Below are 20,140 nucleotides of genomic sequence, written 5' to 3' on the forward strand. Positions count from 1 at the left end.
CCGCCGCGATAATGGGAGCGGACGTGTGAGCAGAATCGACTGGACGGGAGAGGGAACTCCGGCGCCGCAGAAAGCGCCGGAGGCGGGTATCTGGGGCTGGATGTTTTTCGATTGGGCGGCGCAGCCGTTCTTCACCGTCGTCACCACCTTCATCTTCGGTCCCTATTTCGTCTCCCGGCTGACCACCGATCCCGTCCATGCCCAGGCCATGTGGAGCAACATGGCGACGATCTCCTCGGTGATCATCGCCGTGCTTTCACCGATCCTGGGATCGATCGCCGACCAATCGGGCGCCAGAAAGCCCTGGATCGGCTTCTTCGCGGTCATCAAGATCGCCAGCCTGTTCGGCCTCTGGTTTGCGGCACCGGGCTCTCCGGTCATCTACCCAATGATCTTCATGATCCTGGCGTCGATCGCCGCCGAATTCTCGATCGTCTTCAACGATTCGATGATGCCGCGGCTGGTTGGCAAGGACGAGGTCGGACGCCTCTCCAACACCGCCTGGGGCCTCGGTTATCTCGGCGGCATGATCGTGCTGATCGCCGTCGTCACCCTGCTCGCCGGCAGCCTCGAAACCGGCAAGACGCTGCTCGGCTTCGATCCGCTCTTCGGGCTCGATCCCCACACCGGCGAGGACGCCCGCGTCACCGGACCGATTTCCGCGGTCTGGTACCTGATCTTCATCATCCCGATGTTCCTCTTCACGCCTGATGCGCCGAAAGGCATACCGTTCGGCCGCGCCGTAAAGGTGGGGCTCGCAGAGGTTCGCAACACGATCGGCGAACTGAAACACCGCAAGGGCATCCTGAAGTTCCTGCTCGCCCGCATGATCTATCAGGACGGCGTCAACGGCCTGCTGATCCTCGGCGGCACCTTCGCCGCCGGCATGTTCGGCTGGGCGACCATCGAGATCGGCCTTTACGGCATCATCCTCAATGTCGTCGCGATCTTCGGCTGCATCATTGCCGGCCGCATCGATCACCGCATCGGCTCGAAGGTGACGATCGTCATCAGCCTGATCATGCTGCTCATCGCCACTGTCGGGATCATCTCGACGGGACCGGGCTATACGCTCTTCGGCCTGATCGAACTGCCCGTTGCCGATTCCGGGGGCTTCTTCGGCACCGCCGCCGAAAAGGCTTACATTCTCTACGGATTGCTGATCGGCCTTGCGTTCGGGCCTGTCCAGGCCTCATCGCGCTCGTATCTGGCACGCAGCGTCAGCCTGGAGGAGGCCGGACGCTATTTCGGCATCTATGCGCTCTCCGGCCGCGCCACCAGCTTCATGGCGACGCTGATGTTCTCGATCGTTACCTATTCCAGCGGCTCCGCCCGGCTCGGCATGGCAACGCTGGTGATCTTCCTGATCGGCGGCCTGGCGCTGCTGTTCTTCACGCCTTATCCGGCTGACAGGAAGAAGGCCTGAACGAAAAACCCCGGCGCGAGGCCGGGGCTTTCTTGATCAATGGCGGAAGTGCCGCATTCCGGTAAAGACCATCGCGATATTGTGCTCGTTGGCCGCGTCAATGACCTCCTGGTCACGCATCGAGCCACCCGGCTGGATCACCGCGGTAGCGCCCGCTGCAATCATAGACAGCAAGCCGTCGGCGAAGGGCAGGAACGCCTCGGAGGCGACGGCTGCACCCTTGGTCATCGGAACGGGCAGGCCAAGCGCCTTTGCCGCTTCCTCGGCCTTCAGGGCGGCGATACGGGCAGAGTCGACGCGGCTCATCTGGCCGGCGCCGATCCCGGCGGTCTGGCCGTCCTTGGCGTAAACGACGGCGTTCGACTTCACATGCTTGCCGACCTTGAAGGCGAACTTCATGTCTTCGAGTTCCTGGGCCGTCGGCGCACGCTTGGTGACGACCTTCAGCTCGAGATCCTCGACCATGCCGTTATCGCGGGTCTGAACCAGCAGGCCGCCGGAAACCGTCTTGGCAGTGATACCGGCAACGCGCGGATCGGGAAGACCACCGGCCGACAGCAGGCGCAGGTTCGGCTTCTTGGCGACGATCGCCTTGGCTTCCTCGGTCACATCAGGTGCGATGATCACTTCGGTGAAAAGCTTGATGATCTCTTCGGCCGTTTCCGCATCCAGCGTCTGGTTCAGCGCGATAATGCCGCCGAAAGCCGAAACGGAATCGCAGGCGAGCGCCCGCTTGTAGGCTTCGAGCAGCGTCGGGCCTGTTGCCACGCCGCAGGGATTGGCATGCTTGATGATGGCGCAGGCCGGAGACTTCTCCGGCAGGAACTCGGAAACGAGCTCGTAGGCCGCATCGGTATCGTTGATATTGTTATAGGAGAGCTGCTTGCCCTGCAGGAGAGCGGCAGTCGAAACGCCCGGGCGCTGCTCGCCGGTCACGTAGAAGGCAGCCTTCTGGTGCGGGTTTTCGCCGTAGCGCATCTCTTCCTTGAGAACGCCGCCGATCACCCGGTGGCGCGGCGTATCGATTGCCAGCGCTTCGGCAAACCAGTTCGAGATCATCGCGTCGTAAGCCGCCGTGCGGGCATAGGCCTTGGCGGCCATGCGCTGGCGGAAGCTGTAGCTCGTCTGGCCGGCGTCGTCGGAAAGCTGCTGCAGCAACTCGGCATAATCGGCCGGATCCGTGAGGATGGTGACGTAGGCATGGTTCTTTGCCGAAGCGCGGATCATCGCCGGGCCACCGATGTCGATATTCTCGACGGTCGTCGGATAATCGCCGCCGGCAGCGCGAACCTCCTCGAACGGATAGAGGTTGATGACGGCGATATCGATGCCTTCGATGCCGTGCTTCTTCATCGCGTCCTGATGCTCGGCATCGTCGCGGATGGCAAGCAGGCCGCCGTGAACCGTCGGATGCAGCGTCTTGACGCGGCCATCCATGATCTCAGGAAAGCCGGTGACTTCGGAAACGTCGGTGACATCGAGACCGGCAGCGGCAATCGCCTTGTGCGTGCCTCCGGTCGAGAGCAGGCAAACGCCCTTTTCCGACAGCGCCTTGGCAAGCTCGACGATACCGGTCTTGTCGGAGACGGACAGCAGCGCGGTCTTTGCTTTGACCTTGTCGGGGGCGGGGATCTTCTTGGAAATGACGGCCATGAACCTTCTCCGTTCGGGCTTCGGGAGACATCCGGCGAGGGACGTATAGGATTATGGCGCCGCGTTAGCACGAGCGCTGCCGCCGCGTAAATGCCGACTAGCTCTTGCGGGACAGAAACCAGCGAATTTCCGGCTTTTCAGCGAAATCGAAGTCGATTTCGATCTGATCGGAACCGCAGATGCCGGAGGCATCGGCAAAGAAGATGTCTTCCGAAATCAGCACTTCGTTGCCGGGAGAGGAAAACAGCCAGCTCTCGCCATCCGGCGCGGTCAGCAGAATGGATTCCCGGTCGTTCTGTTTCAGATTGATCGACGGGTGGATGTGAAAGCGCACCGCCGCCTTCAGCGGCTCGTCGCTGACTTTCTCGCCCGGCAGGATCAGCCGGTCGCGGCCGGCGATGATAGCGCCCGCAGAGTTCATCGACAACTCGCGCTCGTGCAGCACGCCGAAGTCGCGCAGATAGCCGTCGTGAACCATCTTCAGCCCATCACGTCCGTCTTCCGTCTCGGCACGCTCTACCGTCACGGTATCCACCATATCGGTCATCACGTGACCAAGGAATTCCGAAGGCGAGAAGTGGCTGGAGGACGTATCGTTCAGCGTCACCGTCGAATGCGTCGCCGTGGTGCGTGCCATCTGCACATAGCGCTTTCCGGCAAATTTCGGTGAACCGGAATTGACGATGAAGCGATGGCGCCCGGACGACATCTCGAAAGACAGGCAACCGGCATGCGCGGTGCGGGACAACGGACCTACCGGAGGAGTACCGGTATCGGCAATGACGACGGTCTTTCCTGCCGCCAGCCGCTGATAGCGCGAATGCGGCATCGCCTTGAATGGCTGGCCCGCGGTCTCGTCATAGCGCAGCACCGACATCAACTCATTGGCAAGCGTCGAGGTGGCGCCGTTGAAGAGCGCAAGATCACCATCCTGATGCCGGAAGAAGCGCAGCGCCGGATACATCCGGTCGATGCCGGAAATCAGCTTCTGCGGCAGGTCGTGACCGAGATTCACATAGGTTTGGCGAAGCGGCAGCAGATCGAGCAGGAGTTCAAGCCCGGCGCGAGGATTGCGCGAGATGTGTCCCCCATCGGGAAGGATCTGCAGATCGAATTCATTGTCGAGCGCCAGCGCGGCCTTTCGCAGCACACCAGCGCGCATCGGCATGGAGATCGACGCCATGGCGAGCGCAATCCGCAGGCGGAAGAGCACTTCGCCCGCAGGCGCATAAGGCGCCATCCGCCGCAGATACCGCACCTGAAAGGCAAGCGAGCGCATGAAGCGGCGATAGAAACCGCGGTCGGCATTGTGCAGCACGACAGGCGAATGCGACAGCCAGGCGATGACCCGCTGCGCCGTGACATCGATTTCCCAGGCCACGCCTTCGATGCGGCCGGAATGCAGGGACAGCCAGCTATCGACGATCGACCGGGCGATCAGCGACGCACGATCGCTCTTGTAGGCCCGCATATGCCGCAGCCAGCCGAAGCCATGCAGGCGATTGGCGAAGGCGCGCGAGGGCAGGGTGAAAGCGAAGGGCGACTTGCCGTTGGTCTCAAGCATCCGCCCCGCCAGCGGAAAGCGCCCATTCATGATCTCGTCGGCGACATGGGAATCGATGGCGCGCAGATCGGTCGGCGCAACGATCAGGCGCTCCGGCGCCTGAATGGTATGACGGAAGGCGCGCAGGCGCAGCAGAGCAGCACGGCGCGACACGCGCCGCCAAGCCTCCCGAACATACAAAGTCCAAAAACGCCCGCCGGATTGCATAATTTATTTTCTATTGACCCTCGTGATTAAGAATAGGTGAACGAGAGCCGCTTTCACCGGGTGGGCTGCATTAATTCGTGACAAAGATGAAATATAAGAAGCTGCCTTGCAATCAGGCAACACGTCGCAACACCGCGGCATAGAAACCATCCAGCCCCGAAGCGATCCCATCAGGCATCGGCAGCATGACGGGGGTCGTGCGGAAATCGCCAAGCGGGCTGATGGCCTGCTCAAGGCCTGGCCAGGATGCCGCCTCGATCGGTACCCGGGCAATGCCGGGCACATCGGCCAGAACACGCGCAATCACATCCTCGCCTTCGGTGGGATCGAGCGAGCAGTTCGAGAAGACGATGACGCCATCGGGCTTCAGAAACGCCAGCGCGTGACGCAGCAGCCGCTCCTGGACACCGGCCAGCTTCTCGATCTCCTCCGGCCCCTTGGTCCAGAGCACATCGGGGTGGCGCCGGGTCGTGCCGGTCGAGGAGCAGGGAGCGTCGAGCAGGATCGCATCAAAACCTTCTTCAGGCTGGAACTTGGTGAGATCCGTGACCAGCGTTTCCGCTTCCAGCCCGAGCCTCGCGAGATTGGAACGCAACCGCTTCAGGCGGTTTTCGGACTGATCAATGGCCGTGACTTTGCCGCCGGCAAGGATCAGCTGGGCTGTCTTGCCGCCCGGCGCAGCGCAGAGATCGGCAACGCGCTTGCCGGTGAGATCGCCGAACAGTTTCGCAGGGATGCTGGCTGCAGCATCCTGTACCCACCAGGCGCCGTCCTCGAAGCCTTCAAGCGAGGGAATGCTGCCATCGAAGGCGGCTAGCCGCACACCGCCCGTCGGCAGCACGGCGCCGTTCAGACGCTCTGCCCAGGCGGCGGCATCGGCTTTCACGGTCAGGTCGATTGCCGCGGGTTCCAGCTGGGAATCCGAAATGGCGAGCGCCGCTTGCCTGCCGTAAGCCTTGCTTAGACGCGCCAGGAACCAGTCCGGCATGGCCGGAACATCGGCAACGGAGGCCAGGACCGCTTCCTTCTCGCGGCCGAGACGGCGCAGGATGGCGTTGACGAGCTTGGCAAAGCGGCGGTTGCGGGGATCGTTGTTCGCCTGCTCGACGGCGAGGTCGACGGCCGAATGATCGGGCACGTCGAGATAAAGGATCTGCGCCGCACCGACGACGAGAACGTGATGCAGAGCGCGTGCGCCATCCGGCAGCGGGCAATCGAGAAGCGAGGCAATCGCTGCATCAATGCGCGGCAAATGCCGGAGCGCCGAATTCAGGATCGCGCGGACAAGCGCGCGGTCGCTTTCGCCGAGCGCCTTGTAGGCCGGATTGCCGTGCTCGTGATCGAGAGCGCCATCGAGCGGCAGCTTCTTGTCGACGACCGCAGCAAGAATCTTGGCCGCAGCGGAGCGCGCCTGCAGACCGGGCTTTGCCGGCGGGCGCTCACCCGGTTTGTTGCTGTTCTTGTTGGCTGGCTTCTTGCCGTTCGAATTCAAGACCACGGACCTTTAGGCGGTTGGGAATCACCGCGGCCAAGGCCGGTATCCGGAACAGAGCGCGATTTCCGCGACGGATTAGCAGTCCGAACCGGTGCAGTCGAGACATTCATGCCGCCGCGGGCCATTTCCTGCAGCGCGGCGATGCGGTTTTCGGTGTTCGGATGGGTCGAAAACAGGTTGTCCATGCGCTCGCCGGAGAGCGGATTGATGATGAACATATGCGCCGTCGCCGGATTGCGCTCCGCGTCATAATTCGGCACCTGCGCCGCGCCGCGGGCGATCTTGCCAAGCGCCGAGGCGAGCCAAAGCGGATTGCCGCAAATCTCGGCACCGCGCCGATCGGCCGAATATTCGCGCGTGCGGCTGATCGCCATCTGCACCAGCATGGCGGCCAAAGGCGCCACGATCATCGCGACGAGAACGCCGATGAAGCCGAGCGGATTGTTGTTGTTGCCGCGATTGCCGCCAAAGAAGAAGGCGAAATTGCCGAGCATCGAGATCGCACCGGCGAGTGTTGCAGTGATCGTCATTGTCAGCGTGTCGCGGTTTTGAACATGGGCGAGCTCATGCGCCATGACGCCAGCCACTTCCTGCGGCGACAGAACCTGGAGAAGGCCGGTCGAGGCGGCAACGGCTGCATTCTCGGGATTGCGCCCAGTCGCAAAGGCATTCGGCTGCGGATTGTCGTAAAGATAGACCCTGGGCATCGGCAGGCCGGCATTTCGCGCCAGATCGCGAACGATGCCGTAGAATTCAGGCGCATTCCGCTCATCGACCTCCTGGGCGCGATAGGCCGACAGCACCATGTTTCCCGAATTCCAGTAGGAGAAGAAGTTCATGCCTGCGGCGACCAGGAATGCGATCATCATGCCGCCGCGGCCACCGATCAGGAATCCGACGAACATGAACAGGGCCGTCATGAAGGCAAGCAACATGGCAGTACGAACGAGGTTCATCGAGGGTCTCCATCTCCTATGTGGCGGCTCAAGGGTTTCAATCGGCCCTTCCAGGCACTATGATTTGGTTATTCGCCCGCCACTTTCAATATTTTCCGGCAGGATAGCGCCATGCAATCAGCTGACAACGACAACACCGAAGGCCCAGCCACGGAAGGCGCCGTAACGCGCAAGCCCCTTTCGCCTGCCGCCAAACGTGCGCTCGCCGAAGCTGAAGAGCGCCGGCGCAACGCGACACCCATGAACCTGCCCCCGGAGATCGGCGGCCGCGGCGGCGCAGAACCCGCCCGTTTCGGCGACTACGAGATCAACGGCCGCGCCATCGATTTCTAAGTAAATATTCCTATTGACAGCAGCAAAGTATCGGAATTTATTCCTCTATATGAGGACGATGATTTCGATTCTTGTCGCCATGTCTGTCTTTCCGCTTACAGCGGAGAGCGCCGAGCAGATTGCCGGTCCGGTCGCTGCGGAGATCATTCGCGTCATCGACGGTGACACGCTTCTGGTGGAAGCGGCCCCCTGGCCGCAGCAGCGCATTGAGGTCTATGTCCGCATCCGCGGCATCGACGCACCGGAAATGAAATCGAGATGCCCCGCTATCAGGCAAGCAGCCGAACAGGCACGTTCCGTGCTGGATGAAATGGCGGCCAGTTCGCCGCACATCAGGCTGACCAATATCAGCGGCGACAAATATTTCGGCCGCATCGTCGCCGATGTCGCCATGCAAGACGGCAGGAATCCGGCTCAGGAGATGCTGAGTGCTGGCCTTGCCGCCGGATATGATGGCGGGCGCAAGCCCCGTATAGCCTGCGCCAGCACCAATTGAAAAAGCCGCTCCGGATGGGAGCGGCTTTTGAGATCAGGCACTCGCCTTGTTCTGGCGATTGGCGATGAGATCGTCGACGACGGCGGGATCGGCGAGCGTCGAGGTATCGCCGAGCGATCCGAAATCGTCCTCGGCAATCTTGCGCAGGATGCGGCGCATGATCTTGCCGGAACGGGTCTTCGGCAGACCCGGCGCGAACTGGATCTTGTCGGGCGACGCGATCGGGCCGATTTCGGTGCGGACATGCTTGATCAGCTGCTGGCGCAGCTCGTCCGAACCCTCGTTACCGGCCATCAGCGTCACGTAGCAATAGATGCCCTGACCCTTGATCGCATGCGGATAGCCGACGACGGCGGCTTCCGAGACGAGATTGTGGGAGACGAGCGCCGATTCCACTTCGGCCGTGCCGAGGCGGTGGCCGGAAACGTTCAGCACGTCATCGACGCGGCCGGTGATCCAGTAATAGCCATCCTCGTCGCGGCGGCAGCCGTCACCGGTGAAATACTTGCCCTTGTACGTCGAGAAGTAGGTCTGGATGAAGCGCTCATGGTCGCCGTAGACGGTGCGCATCTGGCCGGGCCAGCTGTCGGTGATGCAGAGATTGCCGTCGGCGGCACCCTCAAGCACCTTCCCCTCGTTATCCACCAGCTGCGGCTTGACCCCGAAAAACGGTACCGTTGCCGAACCCGGCTTCAAATCGATCGCGCCCGGGAGCGGCGTGATCATGTGGCCACCCGTTTCCGTCTGCCACCATGTGTCGATGACGGGGCAGCGGCTGTCGCCGACCACGCGGTAATACCACTCCCAGGCTTCCGGATTGATTGGCTCGCCGACCGTTCCGAGCAGCCGCAGCGAGGAGCGCGACGAGCGGGTGACGAAATGATCGCCGGCGCCCATCAGCGAGCGGATCGCCGTCGGTGCGGTGTAGAAGATGTTGACCTTGTGCTTGTCGATGATCTCCCAGAAACGGCCTTGATCCGGGAAGTTCGGCACGCCCTCGAACATCAGCGTCGTCGCGCAGTTCGAAAGCGGTCCATAGACGATATAGGAGTGACCGGTGACCCAGCCGACATCGGCCGTGCACCAGTAGATATCGCCGGGGTGATAATCGAAGACATATTCATGCGTCATAGACGCGTAGACGAGATAGCCACCGGTGGTGTGCAGCACGCCCTTCGGCTTGCCGGTCGAGCCCGAGGTGTAGAGGATGAACAGCGGATCTTCCGCCTTCATCTTCACCGGCGGGCACTCGGCCTTCACGGTGGCGACTTCCTGGTGATACCAGAGATCGCGGCCCGGCGCCCAGCCGGTCTTGCCGCCGGTGCGGCGCACGACCAGCACCTTGTCGACGATGACATGCTGCTTGGCGGCGATATGGATCGCGGTGTCGGTATTTTCCTTGAGCGAAACCGGCTTGCCGCCGCGAACGCCCTCGTCGCAGGTGATGACGAAGGTCGATTCACAGTCGACGATACGGCCGGCCAGCGCCTCCGGCGAGAAGCCGCCGAAGACCACCGAATGCACGGCGCCGATGCGCGAACAGGCGAGCATCGCATAAGCCGCTTCGGGGATCATCGGCATGTAGATGGTGACGCGGTCGCCCTTCTTGACGCCGTGCTTCTTCAGCACGTTCGCCATCCGGCAGACGTGCTCGTAGAGCTCGTTATAGGTGATCTTCTTGTCGACGTAGGGGTTGTCGCCTTCGAAGATGATGGCGGTCTGGTTGCCATGCGTCTTCAGGTGACGGTCGATGCAGTTATAGGAGACGTTGGTCTGGCCGTCTTCGAACCACTTGATCGAAACCTTGCCGGTGAAGGAAGTGTTCTTGACCTTGGTATAGGGTTTGAACCAGTCGATCCGCTTGCCGTGCTTGCCCCAGAACTTGTCCGGATTCTCAACGCTCTCCTCGTACCACTTCTCGTATTTCGCCTTGTCGATCAGGGCATGGCTCTTCACCGGTTTGGTAACCGGATAGATCTTCTCCGACATGGAAACTCCTCCTCACGCGGGCACCGGTTTCGCCGCACGAAGCAGCGCCCGGGACTCAATTCAGGGCATTCATAGCAGGTCAAAACGGCCCGGCAATTAGACAAAGGTCATTTCATTCCGGATCAATTGCAATTCTGCGTCACTCCGGTTATATAGCGCCAATATTTCCCGGACATTGTGGTGACAATCCACGGACCGCGACACCGGCGCGGACGACAGAAGGACTATATCCATGGCTCAACAACTGCTCATGCCGAAAGCGACTGCCATCTGGCTCGTCGACAACACGGCGCTGTCTTTCGACCAGATCGCACAGTTCTGCAAGCTGCATCCTCTGGAAGTCAAAGCGATCGCCGATGGTGAAGCTGCGCAGGGCATCAAGGGCCTGGATCCGATCGCAACCGGCCAGCTGTCCCGCGACGAAATAGCGCGCGCCGAGGGCAACCCGAACCACAAGCTGAAGCTTTCCGAGCCGAAGGTTCGCGTTCCGGAATCGAAGCGCCGCGGCCCGCGCTACACGCCGGTTTCCAAGCGCCAGGATCGTCCGAACGCCATTCTCTGGCTGGTTCGCAACCATCCGGAACTGAAGGACGCCCAGATCTCGCGTCTCGTCGGCACCACCAAGTCGACGATCGAGCAGATCCGCGAGCGCACCCACTGGAACTCCGCAAACCTGACGCCGATGGACCCGGTGACGCTCGGCCTCTGCAGCCAGATCGACCTCGACATGGAAGTCGAAAAGGCAGCCAAGGGCCGTCCGCTGCCGACCGCAGCCGAACTGGGCGCGACGCTCGAATCCGCTCAGGAGACCGAGCGCCTGACGCCGAGCTACGAGCGTGAAGAAGAGCGCGAAATCGACGCCGATGCGGTTTTCGCAAAGCTGAAGTCGCTGAAGTCGTCTTCCAAGGATGAGGACGAAGACGATCAGTTCTGATCGTCTTTCTCTCCAAACGAAAAACCCGCCGGAGCGATCCGGCGGGTTTTTTATTGACCGCTTGCTGCCGCTTAGCTGCGGAACAGCGACAGGATGTTCTGCGAAGCGGAGTTGGCGATCGACAGCGACTGGATCGCAAGCTGCTGCTGCGTCTGCAGTGCCGTCAGTTTCGACGATTCCTCTTCCATATCCGCGTCCACCAATCGCCCGACACCGGAGTCGATCGAGTCGCTGAGTGTAGAGACGAAATTCTCCTGCAGCTGGATGCGCGTCGAGATCGAGCCGAGCTGCGAACCAGCGCTCGTCATCGCCTTGAGTGCGTTCTCGACATTGTTCAGCGCCGAGGCGATATCGTCGGAAGACAGGTTGCTGATGTTCATCGAGTAAACCGAACCGACCGAGCCGTTGGACGTGCCGAGAATGCCCGTCGACGTGTCGATAACACCGCCGGTCGTCGTGCCGAACAGGACGTTGCCCGTCGAGCCGCTGTCGAGAATGTAGTCGGTCATCTTGACCGAGATGCCATTCGAGCCATCGCGAACAAAGGTCGAGACGACGCTCTTCGTGCCGTTGCCCGCAACCCAGTTTTCACCGGAGAAGGAGGCCGATTCCGAAATGCTCTTCAACTGCGCCTGCAGCTGAGTGATTTCTTCCTGGATCTTTGACTTGTCGACGCCCTTTTCAGTTGCGGCAACGATCTTCGCCTTGATTTCGGTAACGACGTCGATGGCGTTATCCATGGCCGAATAGGCGGTATCGACCTTGGCGGCGCCGAGACCCAGCGCGTCGGAGACGGCCGACAGCGCCTTGTTGTCGGATTTCATCGTCGTCGCGATCGACCAGTAGGCGGCATTGTCGGCGGCCTTGGCAACGCGGAGGCCGGAAGAAACGTGTGCCTGCGTCGTCTGCAGGCTCTGGTTGACGCTGCGCAGGGTCTGAAGAGCTGACATCGCAGCCGTGTTAGTCAGGATGCTTGACATCGCTTTTTCCACTTCTCGTGAGGATGAAGGAGCATACCGGCAGAGGCCGGCGGTGGCGGTGCTTCATGCTTCACCTGAGCTCAGGTGTCCGTTGAGGGAAAGCTAATGAGAACATGGTTAACAAGTCGTCAACGATGGTCACATCTCGTCAACGATTCTTACCAAATAGCAAATATCCTATATGGGTCGGGAGCCAAAACCCCTGTGGCGCAAGGCTTCTGCGACTTCTTCAAGTGTTACCGGGTCATCAATTGTCGCAGGCATTTTCCAGGGAAGACCGTCCGCAATCTTCTGAATCGTGCCCCTCAGGATCTTGCCGGAGCGCGTTTTTGGTAACCTTTCGACGGTGATGGCAGTTTTGAAGGCCGCAACCGGACCAATTTCTTCACGAATCATTTTAACGACTTCTGATTCGATCTCCGGTGATTCGCGCCGCACGCCCTTCTTCAGCACGAGCAGTCCGCAGGGAACCTGACCCTTCAGCGAATCAGCGATTCCGACCACGGCGCATTCGGCAATGTCGGGGTGCTTGGCGCAGATTTCTTCCATCGCACCCGTCGAAAGACGGTGCCCGGCGCAATTGATGATGTCGTCGGTGCGCGACATGATGAAGAGATAACCATCCTCATCGATATAGCCGGCGTCGGCCGTCTTATAGTAACCCGGAAACTCATCGAGATAGGCCGAACGAAACCGGGCATCGGCATTCCACAGCGTCGGCAGGCATCCGGGCGGCAGCGGTAGCTTGGCAACGATATTGCCGAGCGTGCCCGCGGCTACCGGATGACCGGCATCGTCGAGCACCTGGATATCGTAGCCGGGCATCGGCACCGCAGGCGATCCGTGCTTGACCGGCAACTCGCCGAGCCCGATCGGATTGGCAGCGATCGGCCAGCCGGTCTCTGTCTGCCACCAGTGATCGATGACGGGCACGCCAAGCGTCTGCTCCGCCCATTTCAGTGTTTCCGGATCGGCGCGCTCACCGGCAAGAAACAGAGCCCGGAACTTCGCTTTCTTATAGCGTGCCGCAAGCTCGCCATCGGGGTCCTCTCGGCGGATGGCCCGGAATGCCGTCGGCGCCGTGAAAAGCACCCGCACATCGTAGTCCGACACGACCCGCCAGAATGCCCCGGCATCCGGCGTGCCCACCGGCTTGCCCTCATAGATCAACGTCGTGACCCCAGCCAGCAGCGGCGCATAGACGATATAGGAATGGCCGACCACCCAGCCGATATCGGATGCCGTCCAGAAGACCTCGCCGGGCTTCAGCCCATAGATATTCGCCATCGACCAATGCAACGCAACCATATGGCCGCCATTGTCGCGCACCACGCCTTTCGGCTGGCCGGTCGTTCCCGATGTGTAGAGGATGTAGAGCGGATCGGTCGCAGGCACCGGCGTACAGCCGATATCCGCACCGCGATAGCGATCCACCGTCTCGGCGAAATCGAGGTCGCGCCCCTCTGTCAGATCAGCTGTAAGCTCCTGCCGCTGCAGCACGAGGCAATGGGCAGGTTTGATCTTTGCAGTCGCAATGGCCTGATCGACAAGCGGCTTATATGCAACGACACGGCCGGGCTCCAGACCGCAGCTCGCCGTGATGACCAGCTTGGCACCCGAATCATCGATACGCGATGCGAGCTCGCTGGCGGCAAAACCGCCGAAGACGACGGAATGCACGGCCCCAAGCCGGGCGCAGGCCAGCATCGAGAAGATCGCCTCTGGCACCATCGGCATATAGAGGATCACGCGGTCGCCTTTGCCGATGCCGAGTGCGCTCAGCGCCGCCGCAATCGCCTTCACCTCATCGAGCACCTCTCCATAGGTGAAGCGCCGCTTGGCGCCATTCATGGCGCTGTCGAAGATGATAGCACTCTCGCCACCCCGTCCGGCGGCAACATGACGATCGAGGCAATTGAAGCAGGTATTGGTCTCGCCGCCCTTGAACCAGCGGCCATAGACACCATCACCGGCAGAAAATATCTGCTCCGGCTCCCTGAACCAGTCGATCGCCTCCGCGGCTTTCTTCCAGAAACCCTCGGGGTCGGCTTTCCAGCCGTCATAGACGCTGTGATAGTGGCTCCGCATCTGCTCCTCCCCAGGACATGCAAGCTATAGAGCCAATCTAGGGGAGGGAGGTGCGGACAGGAAGCCCGACGAAAGACGAGCTTATCGGGCGCCGAAGATTGCCGAGCCGACGCGCACGCTGGTGGCACCGAAAGCAATTGCCGTTTCATAGTCTCCCGACATGCCCATCGACAGCTTTGTCAGCCCGCAAGCCTTTGCAAGCTTGGCAAGCAGGGCGAAATGCGGCCCAGGATTTTCCTCCGCCGGCGGAATGCACATCAGCCCTTCGATCGCCAGCCCAAGCTCGTTGCGGCAGAGATCGACGAAAGCCGCGGTATCGCCTGGCGCGATACCCGCCTTCTGCGGCTCCAGTCCGGTATTGACCTGAACATAGAGACGAACCGTTTTGCCCTGGCGCTTCATCTCATCGGCGAGCGCCCGGGCAATCTTCTCCCGGTCGACAGTCTCGATGACATCAAAGAGGGCAACGGCATCTTCCGCCTTGTTCGACTGCAGCGGACCAATGAGATGGAGCTCGAGGTCCGCCGTCTCGCTTTTCAGCTCGGGCCATTTGCCCTGGCTTTCCTGCACGCGGTTCTCGCCGAAGACCCGCTGACCGGCGGCAATCGCCGGGCGGATGGCATCGGCATCGAAGGTCTTGGACACCGCGACAAGCTGCACCGAGCCCGCCGGACGCTTGATCCCGGCCTCTGCTTCGGCAATGCGCGAACGCACCTCGTTCAGCCGCTCTTGAAGTTCCATCGCTTACCCCCGACATGATGCTAGGTGATGACGGCAGAGCACTAAACGCGGCATGCGTGCTTGCCAAGACCCACCGGCCCGAAAACGGCCTTTCCTGCGCCGGATCGGGCATTTGCAGCACCCGCAAAACTTGACGCTACGGTGGTTTCGTGGTGAAGGTCACCACCAACTTCCCCTGATTTTCCGGAAATTCGAATACCATGGCTACCGAACGTTATAATCCGCGCGACGCCGAGCCCCGCTGGCAGCAGAAATGGAACGAGGCAAAGGTCTTCGAGACCGACAATGCCGATCCGCGCGAGAAATACTACGTCCTTGAAATGTTCCCGTATCCGTCGGGCCGCATTCACATGGGCCATGTCCGCAACTATGCGATGGGCGACGTCGTCGCCCGCTACAAGCGCGCCCGCGGCTACAACGTTCTCCACCCGATGGGCTGGGACGCATTCGGCATGCCGGCGGAAAACGCGGCGATGGAACGTGGCGTTCACCCGGCGTCCTGGACCTATCAGAATATCGGCTCGATGAAGTCGCAGCTGAAGGCCATGGGCCTGTCGCTCGACTGGAGCCGCGAGTTCGCGACCTGCGACGTCGAATATTACCAGCACCAGCAGCACCTGTTCCTGGATTTCCTGGAGAAGGGCCTGGTCTACCGCAAGCAGTCGAAGGTCAACTGGGACCCGGTCGACAATACCGTTCTGGCCAATGAACAGGTCATCGACGGCCGCGGCTGGCGCTCGGGCGCTCTGGTCGAGCAGCGCGAACTGACGCAGTGGTTCTTCAAGATCACCGATTTCAGCCAGGATCTGCTGGATGCACTGGATACGCTCGACCAGTGGCCGGAAAAGGTCCGCCTCATGCAGAAGAACTGGATCGGCCGGTCGGAAGGCCTGACGATCCGTTGGGAAATCGTCGCTGAGACTGCGCCTGCCGGCGAGACCGAGGTGACCGTCTACACGACGCGTCCCGACACGCTGTTCGGCGCATCCTTCCTGGCGATCGCCGCCGACCATCCGCTGGCCAAGGAAGCCGCCGCCAAGAACGCCGCGATCGACGCCTTCTGTGAAGAATGCCGCCGCGCCGGCACCTCGCTGGCTGCGCTCGAAACCGCCGAAAAGAAGGGCATCGACACCGGCATCCGTGTCAAGCATCCGCTGGATCCGTCCTGGGAGCTGCCTGTCTACGTCGCGAATTTCGTGCTGATGGACTACGGCACGGGCGCCATCTTCGGCTGCCCGTCCGGCGACCAGCGCGACCTCGATTTCGCCCGCAAGTACGATCTTCCTGTCGTGCCGGTCGTCATGCCGAAGGATGGCGACGCAGCAAGCTTCGCTGTCGGCGACACCGCCTATGACGGCGATGGCGTCATGATCAACTCGCGTTTCCTCGACGGCAAGACGACGAGCGAGGCATTCGAGATCGTTGCCGACAAGCTGTCTTCGACCGAGATCGGCGGCGCGGCCCAAGGTGAGCGCAAGGTGAACTTCCGCCTGCGCGACTGGGGCATTTCGCGCCAGCGTTACTGGGGCTGCCCCATCCCGGTCATCCATTGTGATGATTGCGGCGTCGTGCCGGTTCCGAAGAAGGACCTGCCGGTTCAGCTGCCATCCGACGTCACCTTCGACCAGCCGGGCAATCCGCTCGACCGTCATCCGACCTGGCGCCACGTTGCCTGCCCGCATTGCGGCAAGGACGCGCGCCGCGAGACGGACACGATGGACACCTTCGTCGATTCGAGCTGGTATTTCACCCGCTTCACCGCGCCGTGGGAAAAGCAGCCGACCGATCCGAAGGCCGCCAATCGCTGGCTCCCCGTCGATCAGTATATCGGCGGCATCGAGCACGCGATCCTGCACCTGCTCTACTCGCGTTTCTTCACCCGCGCCATGCGCGAGACCGGTCATGTCGACGTGAAGGAACCCTTCAAGGGCCTCTTCACCCAAGGCATGGTGGTGCACGAAACCTACCGCCGCGGCACCGGTTCGCACGGCGATTGGGTAGCGCCTGCGGATATCCGGATCGAGGAAGTCGACGGCAAGCGCCGTGCCTTCCTGCTGGAGGGTGGCGATGAAGTATCGATCGGCTCAATCGAAAAGATGTCGAAGTCGAAGAAGAACGTCGTCGATCCCGACGATATCATCGCATCCTACGGCGCCGACACGGCCCGCTTCTTCGTGCTGTCGGATTCTCCGCCGGAGCGCGACGTCATCTGGTCCGAAGCAGGCGTCGAAGGCGCCCACCGCTTCACCCAGCGTCTGTACCGCCTGATTTCCGAAGCATCGGAAGCGCTGGCAGCGGTGCCTGCGAATCCGGCTAAGGATGGCGAGGCGTTGGCAATCTCCCAAGCCGCTCACAAGACGCTGAAGGCCGTCCAGAACGATTATGACAAGCTCTGGTTCAATAAGGCCGTGGCGCGCATCTATGAGCTCGTCAATGCGCTCGCGTCGCCGCTGACAAAGGTTGCGGCCGGCGAAGGCGACGCGGCCTACCGTTCTGCCGTTCGCGAAGCATCGCAGATCCTCGTCCAGCTAGTGGCCCCGATGACCCCGCACCTGGCTGAAGAATGCTGGGCAGCACTCGGCAATACCGGCCTGCTGGCGCAAGCTGCATGGCCGGCCTATGACGAGGCGCTGACAACCGAGAATGATGTCGTTATGCCGGTCCAGATCAACGGCAAGAAGCGCGCTGAATTGACAATTTCTCGCGACGCGGATCAGAATGCCGTGACCGAAGCAGTGCTAGCTCTGGAGGCGGTCACCGCCGCCCTGAATGGCCAAGCGCCGAAGAAGATTATCGTGGTTCCGCAAAGGATTGTGAACATTGTCGTCTGATTTCGCTTCGAAGCTCGGCCGCCGCGCCGCTCTCGGCATCATCATCGCTTCCGCGGCACTGCTGAGCTCCTGCCAGGTCCGTCCGCTCTACTCGGAATCCTCCGGGGTCACCGCAAAGCTCTCGTCGGTCGGCTTCTCCGAGGCGACCTCACGCGTCGAGCAGGAAGTCCGCAACCGGCTGATCTTCATCGCCGGCCGCGGAGCCGGCGAGGCGGAAAACCCGGAATATGAAGCCGAGATCCACGTCCGCTCGAGCGTTACCGACACACTGCTCGTGCAGTCATCGGACACTGCCCGCGCCGGCCGCGTCACGGTCAGCGTCGACTATACGCTGCGCTCTACCAAGGACAGCCAGGTCATCAAGGCGGGCAATCGCTATGCGACTGCCCTGCTGGATTATCCCGGCCAGGAATTCGCTAAGCAGCGTGCTGTTCGCGACGCGGAAAACCGCGCCGCACGCGAAGCTGCAGAATTCGTAGGCCTCGATATCGCCGCCGCCCTCGGCCGCTGAGGGCAGGGCTGTGGCGGAGATCAAGTCGCATGAGTTCGAAGGCTTCCTTCAGCGCTCCGCCGCGGCTTACAGCCTCTTTGTGATCTATGGTCCCGACCGGGGCCTGGTTTCCGAGCGCGCCTCACAGATCGCCGCCAAAAGCAGCGTCGCGCTCGACGATCCCTTTTCGCTGATCAAGCTCGATATCGGCGACCTCCAGAAAGATCCCGGCCGGCTGATGGACGAGGCAGGCTCGATCGGCTTGTTCGGCGGCGAGAAACTGATCTGGATCAGAGGCGCCGCCAACGAAAAATATCTGGCCGATGCCCTTCAATTGCTCGCTGCCAAGCCCCCGGAGGGAACATCGGTTATCGTCGAAGCCGGTGACCTCAAGAAGGGTTCGCTTCTGCGCAAGGTGGTGGAAGGCGCCCGTACGGTCGCGGTTATCCCATGCTATGCTGACGACGCGCGCGCCCTGAACGCGCTGATTGACAACGAACTGGCTGCGGAAGGATTGCGCATCACCCCCGCAGCACGCCAGGCACTGGTCGAACTGATCGGCGGCGACCGTATCGCGTCACGCAACGAGGTGCGCAAGCTCGCCCTTTATTGCCGCGGAATGGATACGATCGAAGAGCACCACGTCGATGAAATCATCGGTGACGCGAGCGCCATCTCGGTCGATGATGCCGTTGACGCGATCCTGAGCGGCAACACGACGACATTTCTGCATGCCATGCAGAAGATCACCGCCTCGAAGACGGCAATCTTCCTCGTCATCCAGGCATGCCTGAAGCAGTTCCAGCTTCTGGATACGATGCGTGCGGAAATGGATGAGAAGCGGCTGCAGGCCGGGCAAGTGATACAGACCCTCGGCCGCCACCTGCATTTCAGGCGCAAGCCGATCATCGAGCAGGCATTGAGAACGTGGTCAGCAGAAGCGATCGCCCGCGAAACGAACCGTCTTCACGCAGCCATCCTGCAGACGCGCAAGCGTCAGAGCCTGGAAGACAGCATCGCCCTCCAGACCCTGCTATCGACGACGCTGCAATCCGGCCGCAAGGGCTGATCAGCGGCGTTCCAGAAGCCGGCAGATTTCTTCCAATTGTTCCAATGACTTATAGGCGATCTTGATCTGCCCGCCATTGGCTTTGTGATTGATCGTCACGTCAAGGCCAAGCGTGTCTGACAGCGTGCGTTCTAGCGCCAGCGTATCCGAATCTTTCTGATCCAGTCGTGGGCCGGAACTTTTGGGCTCCGACTGCGCCTTGATATCGTTCTGCGCCAGGCGCTCGGCATCGCGCACCGACATACCCTTGGCGACAATCGTCTTCGCCAGCATCGCCGGATCGGAAGTCGACACCAGGGCACGCGCATGGCCTGCCGAAAGGCTGCCAGCAGCAAGGAGATCGCGAACCTGATCGGGAAGCTTCAACAGGCGAAGCGAATTCGCAACATGGCTGCGGCTCTTACCAATGATTTCGCCGAGATCGTTCTGCGTATAGCCATACTCGGCGATCAGCTGCTCATAGCCCAACGCCTCTTCCAGAGGATTGAGATCGGAACGCTGGACGTTCTCGACAATGGCAATCTCCAGCGCCGTCTTGTCGTCGACATCACGAACCAGAACCGGGATCTCGATCAGGCCGGCAAGCTGAGCGGCACGCCAGCGCCTTTCACCAGCGATGATCTCAAAGCGGCCTTCGCCGATCGTGCGAACGACGATCGGCTGAACGATGCCATGCTGGCGGATCGAGCTCGCGAGGTCATGCAGCTCGGTGTCATCGAAGAAGCGGCGCGGGTTGCGCGGATTGCGGCTCACGAATTCGATCGGCACCTGGCGATCGGCGCTCACGCTTGGCTTCTCGCCCTCGACTGGAACCGGCTGATCCATCTCGCCGATCAGCGCAGCAAGTCCGCGCCCAAGGCGCCTCTTCGAAACATCGTCGTTCATGGT

At 61.3% G+C, this 20,140-nt stretch carries 16 protein-coding genes; 7 read left to right on the forward strand and 9 right to left on the reverse strand.

Features of this window, described 5'->3' with window-relative positions; translation table 11 throughout:
- Positions 1 to 25: 25 nt before the first annotated feature.
- A complete protein-coding gene (locus ABIE40_RS19125) occupies positions 26 to 1,426 on the forward strand; it encodes an MFS transporter (protein WP_112718093.1) in 1,401 nt (466 codons plus the stop codon).
- 36 nt (positions 1,427 to 1,462) lie between these two features.
- On the opposite strand, the gene purH is transcribed toward ABIE40_RS19125, so the two are convergent.
- From purH to htpX, 4 genes are all read right to left on the reverse strand, one after another.
- Entirely contained in the window at positions 1,463 to 3,079 is a 1,617-nt protein-coding gene (gene purH / locus ABIE40_RS19130; protein WP_199628013.1) for a bifunctional phosphoribosylaminoimidazolecarboxamide formyltransferase/IMP cyclohydrolase, read from the reverse strand.
- A gap of 97 nt (positions 3,080 to 3,176) precedes the next feature.
- Positions 3,177 to 4,850 (reverse strand): heparinase II/III family protein, encoded by a 1,674-nt coding sequence (locus ABIE40_RS19135; RefSeq protein WP_199628014.1) that lies wholly within the window; start codon positions 4,848 to 4,850, stop codon positions 3,177 to 3,179.
- A 112-nt stretch (positions 4,851 to 4,962) separates the two neighbouring features.
- Positions 4,963 to 6,348 (reverse strand): RsmB/NOP family class I SAM-dependent RNA methyltransferase, encoded by a 1,386-nt coding sequence (locus tag ABIE40_RS19140; RefSeq protein ID WP_199628015.1) that lies wholly within the window; start codon positions 6,346 to 6,348, stop codon positions 4,963 to 4,965.
- Positions 6,339 to 7,301, reverse strand: coding sequence for a zinc metalloprotease HtpX (gene htpX / locus ABIE40_RS19145; RefSeq protein ID WP_199628016.1), 963 nt, complete (start codon positions 7,299 to 7,301; stop codon positions 6,339 to 6,341). Before htpX ends, ABIE40_RS19140 begins: the two co-directional genes overlap by 10 nt.
- 111 nt (positions 7,302 to 7,412) lie before the next feature.
- On the opposite strand from htpX, the gene ABIE40_RS19150 reads away from it, so the two are divergent.
- On the forward strand, positions 7,413 to 7,634 hold the full coding sequence (locus tag ABIE40_RS19150; protein WP_199628017.1) for a DUF1674 domain-containing protein: 222 nt from the start codon (positions 7,413 to 7,415) through the stop codon (positions 7,632 to 7,634).
- 58 nt (positions 7,635 to 7,692) lie between these two features.
- Positions 7,693 to 8,130 carry a thermonuclease family protein gene (locus ABIE40_RS19155; protein ID WP_354541056.1) on the forward strand — a complete coding sequence of 146 codons (438 nt, stop codon included), beginning with the start codon at positions 7,693 to 7,695 and terminating at the stop codon, positions 8,128 to 8,130.
- A gap of 33 nt (positions 8,131 to 8,163) precedes the next feature.
- Here the strand turns inward: ABIE40_RS19155 and acs are convergent, their stop codons facing one another.
- Positions 8,164 to 10,119, reverse strand: coding sequence for an acetate--CoA ligase (gene acs, locus ABIE40_RS19160; RefSeq protein ID WP_199628019.1), 1,956 nt, complete (start codon positions 10,117 to 10,119; stop codon positions 8,164 to 8,166).
- A 232-nt stretch (positions 10,120 to 10,351) separates the two neighbouring features.
- Between acs and ABIE40_RS19165 the strand changes: the two genes are divergently transcribed.
- Positions 10,352 to 11,053, forward strand: coding sequence for a DUF1013 domain-containing protein (locus ABIE40_RS19165; RefSeq protein WP_112718077.1), 702 nt, complete (start codon positions 10,352 to 10,354; stop codon positions 11,051 to 11,053).
- 71 nt (positions 11,054 to 11,124) lie between these two features.
- On the opposite strand, the gene ABIE40_RS19170 is transcribed toward ABIE40_RS19165, so the two are convergent.
- The 3 genes from ABIE40_RS19170 to ABIE40_RS19180 form a co-directional block, all read right to left on the reverse strand.
- Complete coding sequence (locus ABIE40_RS19170; RefSeq protein WP_112718075.1) at positions 11,125 to 12,033, reverse strand: flagellin N-terminal helical domain-containing protein; 909 nt, start codon at positions 12,031 to 12,033, stop codon at positions 11,125 to 11,127.
- A 177-nt stretch (positions 12,034 to 12,210) separates the two neighbouring features.
- The gene (locus ABIE40_RS19175; RefSeq protein WP_112718073.1) at positions 12,211 to 14,121 is read right to left on the reverse strand and encodes a propionyl-CoA synthetase; all 1,911 of its coding nucleotides are present in this window, start codon (positions 14,119 to 14,121) and stop codon (positions 12,211 to 12,213) included.
- 81 nt (positions 14,122 to 14,202) lie between these two features.
- Complete coding sequence (locus ABIE40_RS19180; RefSeq protein ID WP_199628020.1) at positions 14,203 to 14,862, reverse strand: YggS family pyridoxal phosphate-dependent enzyme; 660 nt, start codon at positions 14,860 to 14,862, stop codon at positions 14,203 to 14,205.
- 200 nt (positions 14,863 to 15,062) lie between these two features.
- Between ABIE40_RS19180 and leuS the strand changes: the two genes are divergently transcribed.
- Genes leuS through holA form a run of 3 tightly spaced genes read left to right on the forward strand, consistent with a single transcriptional unit; the run spans position 15,063 to position 19,252 of the window.
- A complete protein-coding gene (gene leuS / locus ABIE40_RS19185; RefSeq protein ID WP_199628021.1) occupies positions 15,063 to 17,693 on the forward strand; it encodes a leucine--tRNA ligase in 2,631 nt (876 codons plus the stop codon).
- Positions 17,683 to 18,204, forward strand: a complete 522-nt coding sequence (lptE, locus tag ABIE40_RS19190) for an LPS assembly lipoprotein LptE (RefSeq protein WP_130282982.1) — start codon at positions 17,683 to 17,685, stop codon at positions 18,202 to 18,204. The genes leuS and lptE overlap by 11 nt, the downstream gene beginning before the upstream one ends.
- Before the next feature lie 10 nt (positions 18,205 to 18,214).
- Positions 18,215 to 19,252, forward strand: a complete 1,038-nt coding sequence (gene holA / locus ABIE40_RS19195) for a DNA polymerase III subunit delta (RefSeq protein ID WP_199628022.1) — start codon at positions 18,215 to 18,217, stop codon at positions 19,250 to 19,252.
- Here the strand turns inward: holA and ABIE40_RS19200 are convergent, their stop codons facing one another.
- On the reverse strand, positions 19,253 to 20,137 hold the full coding sequence (locus ABIE40_RS19200) for a ParB/RepB/Spo0J family partition protein (RefSeq protein ID WP_199628023.1): 885 nt from the start codon (positions 20,135 to 20,137) through the stop codon (positions 19,253 to 19,255).
- Between the last annotated feature and the right edge of the window lie 3 nt (positions 20,138 to 20,140).

The sequence above is a fragment of the Rhizobium sp. OAE497 genome (assembly GCF_040546565.1).
Lineage (GTDB): Bacteria > Pseudomonadota > Alphaproteobacteria > Rhizobiales > Rhizobiaceae > Rhizobium.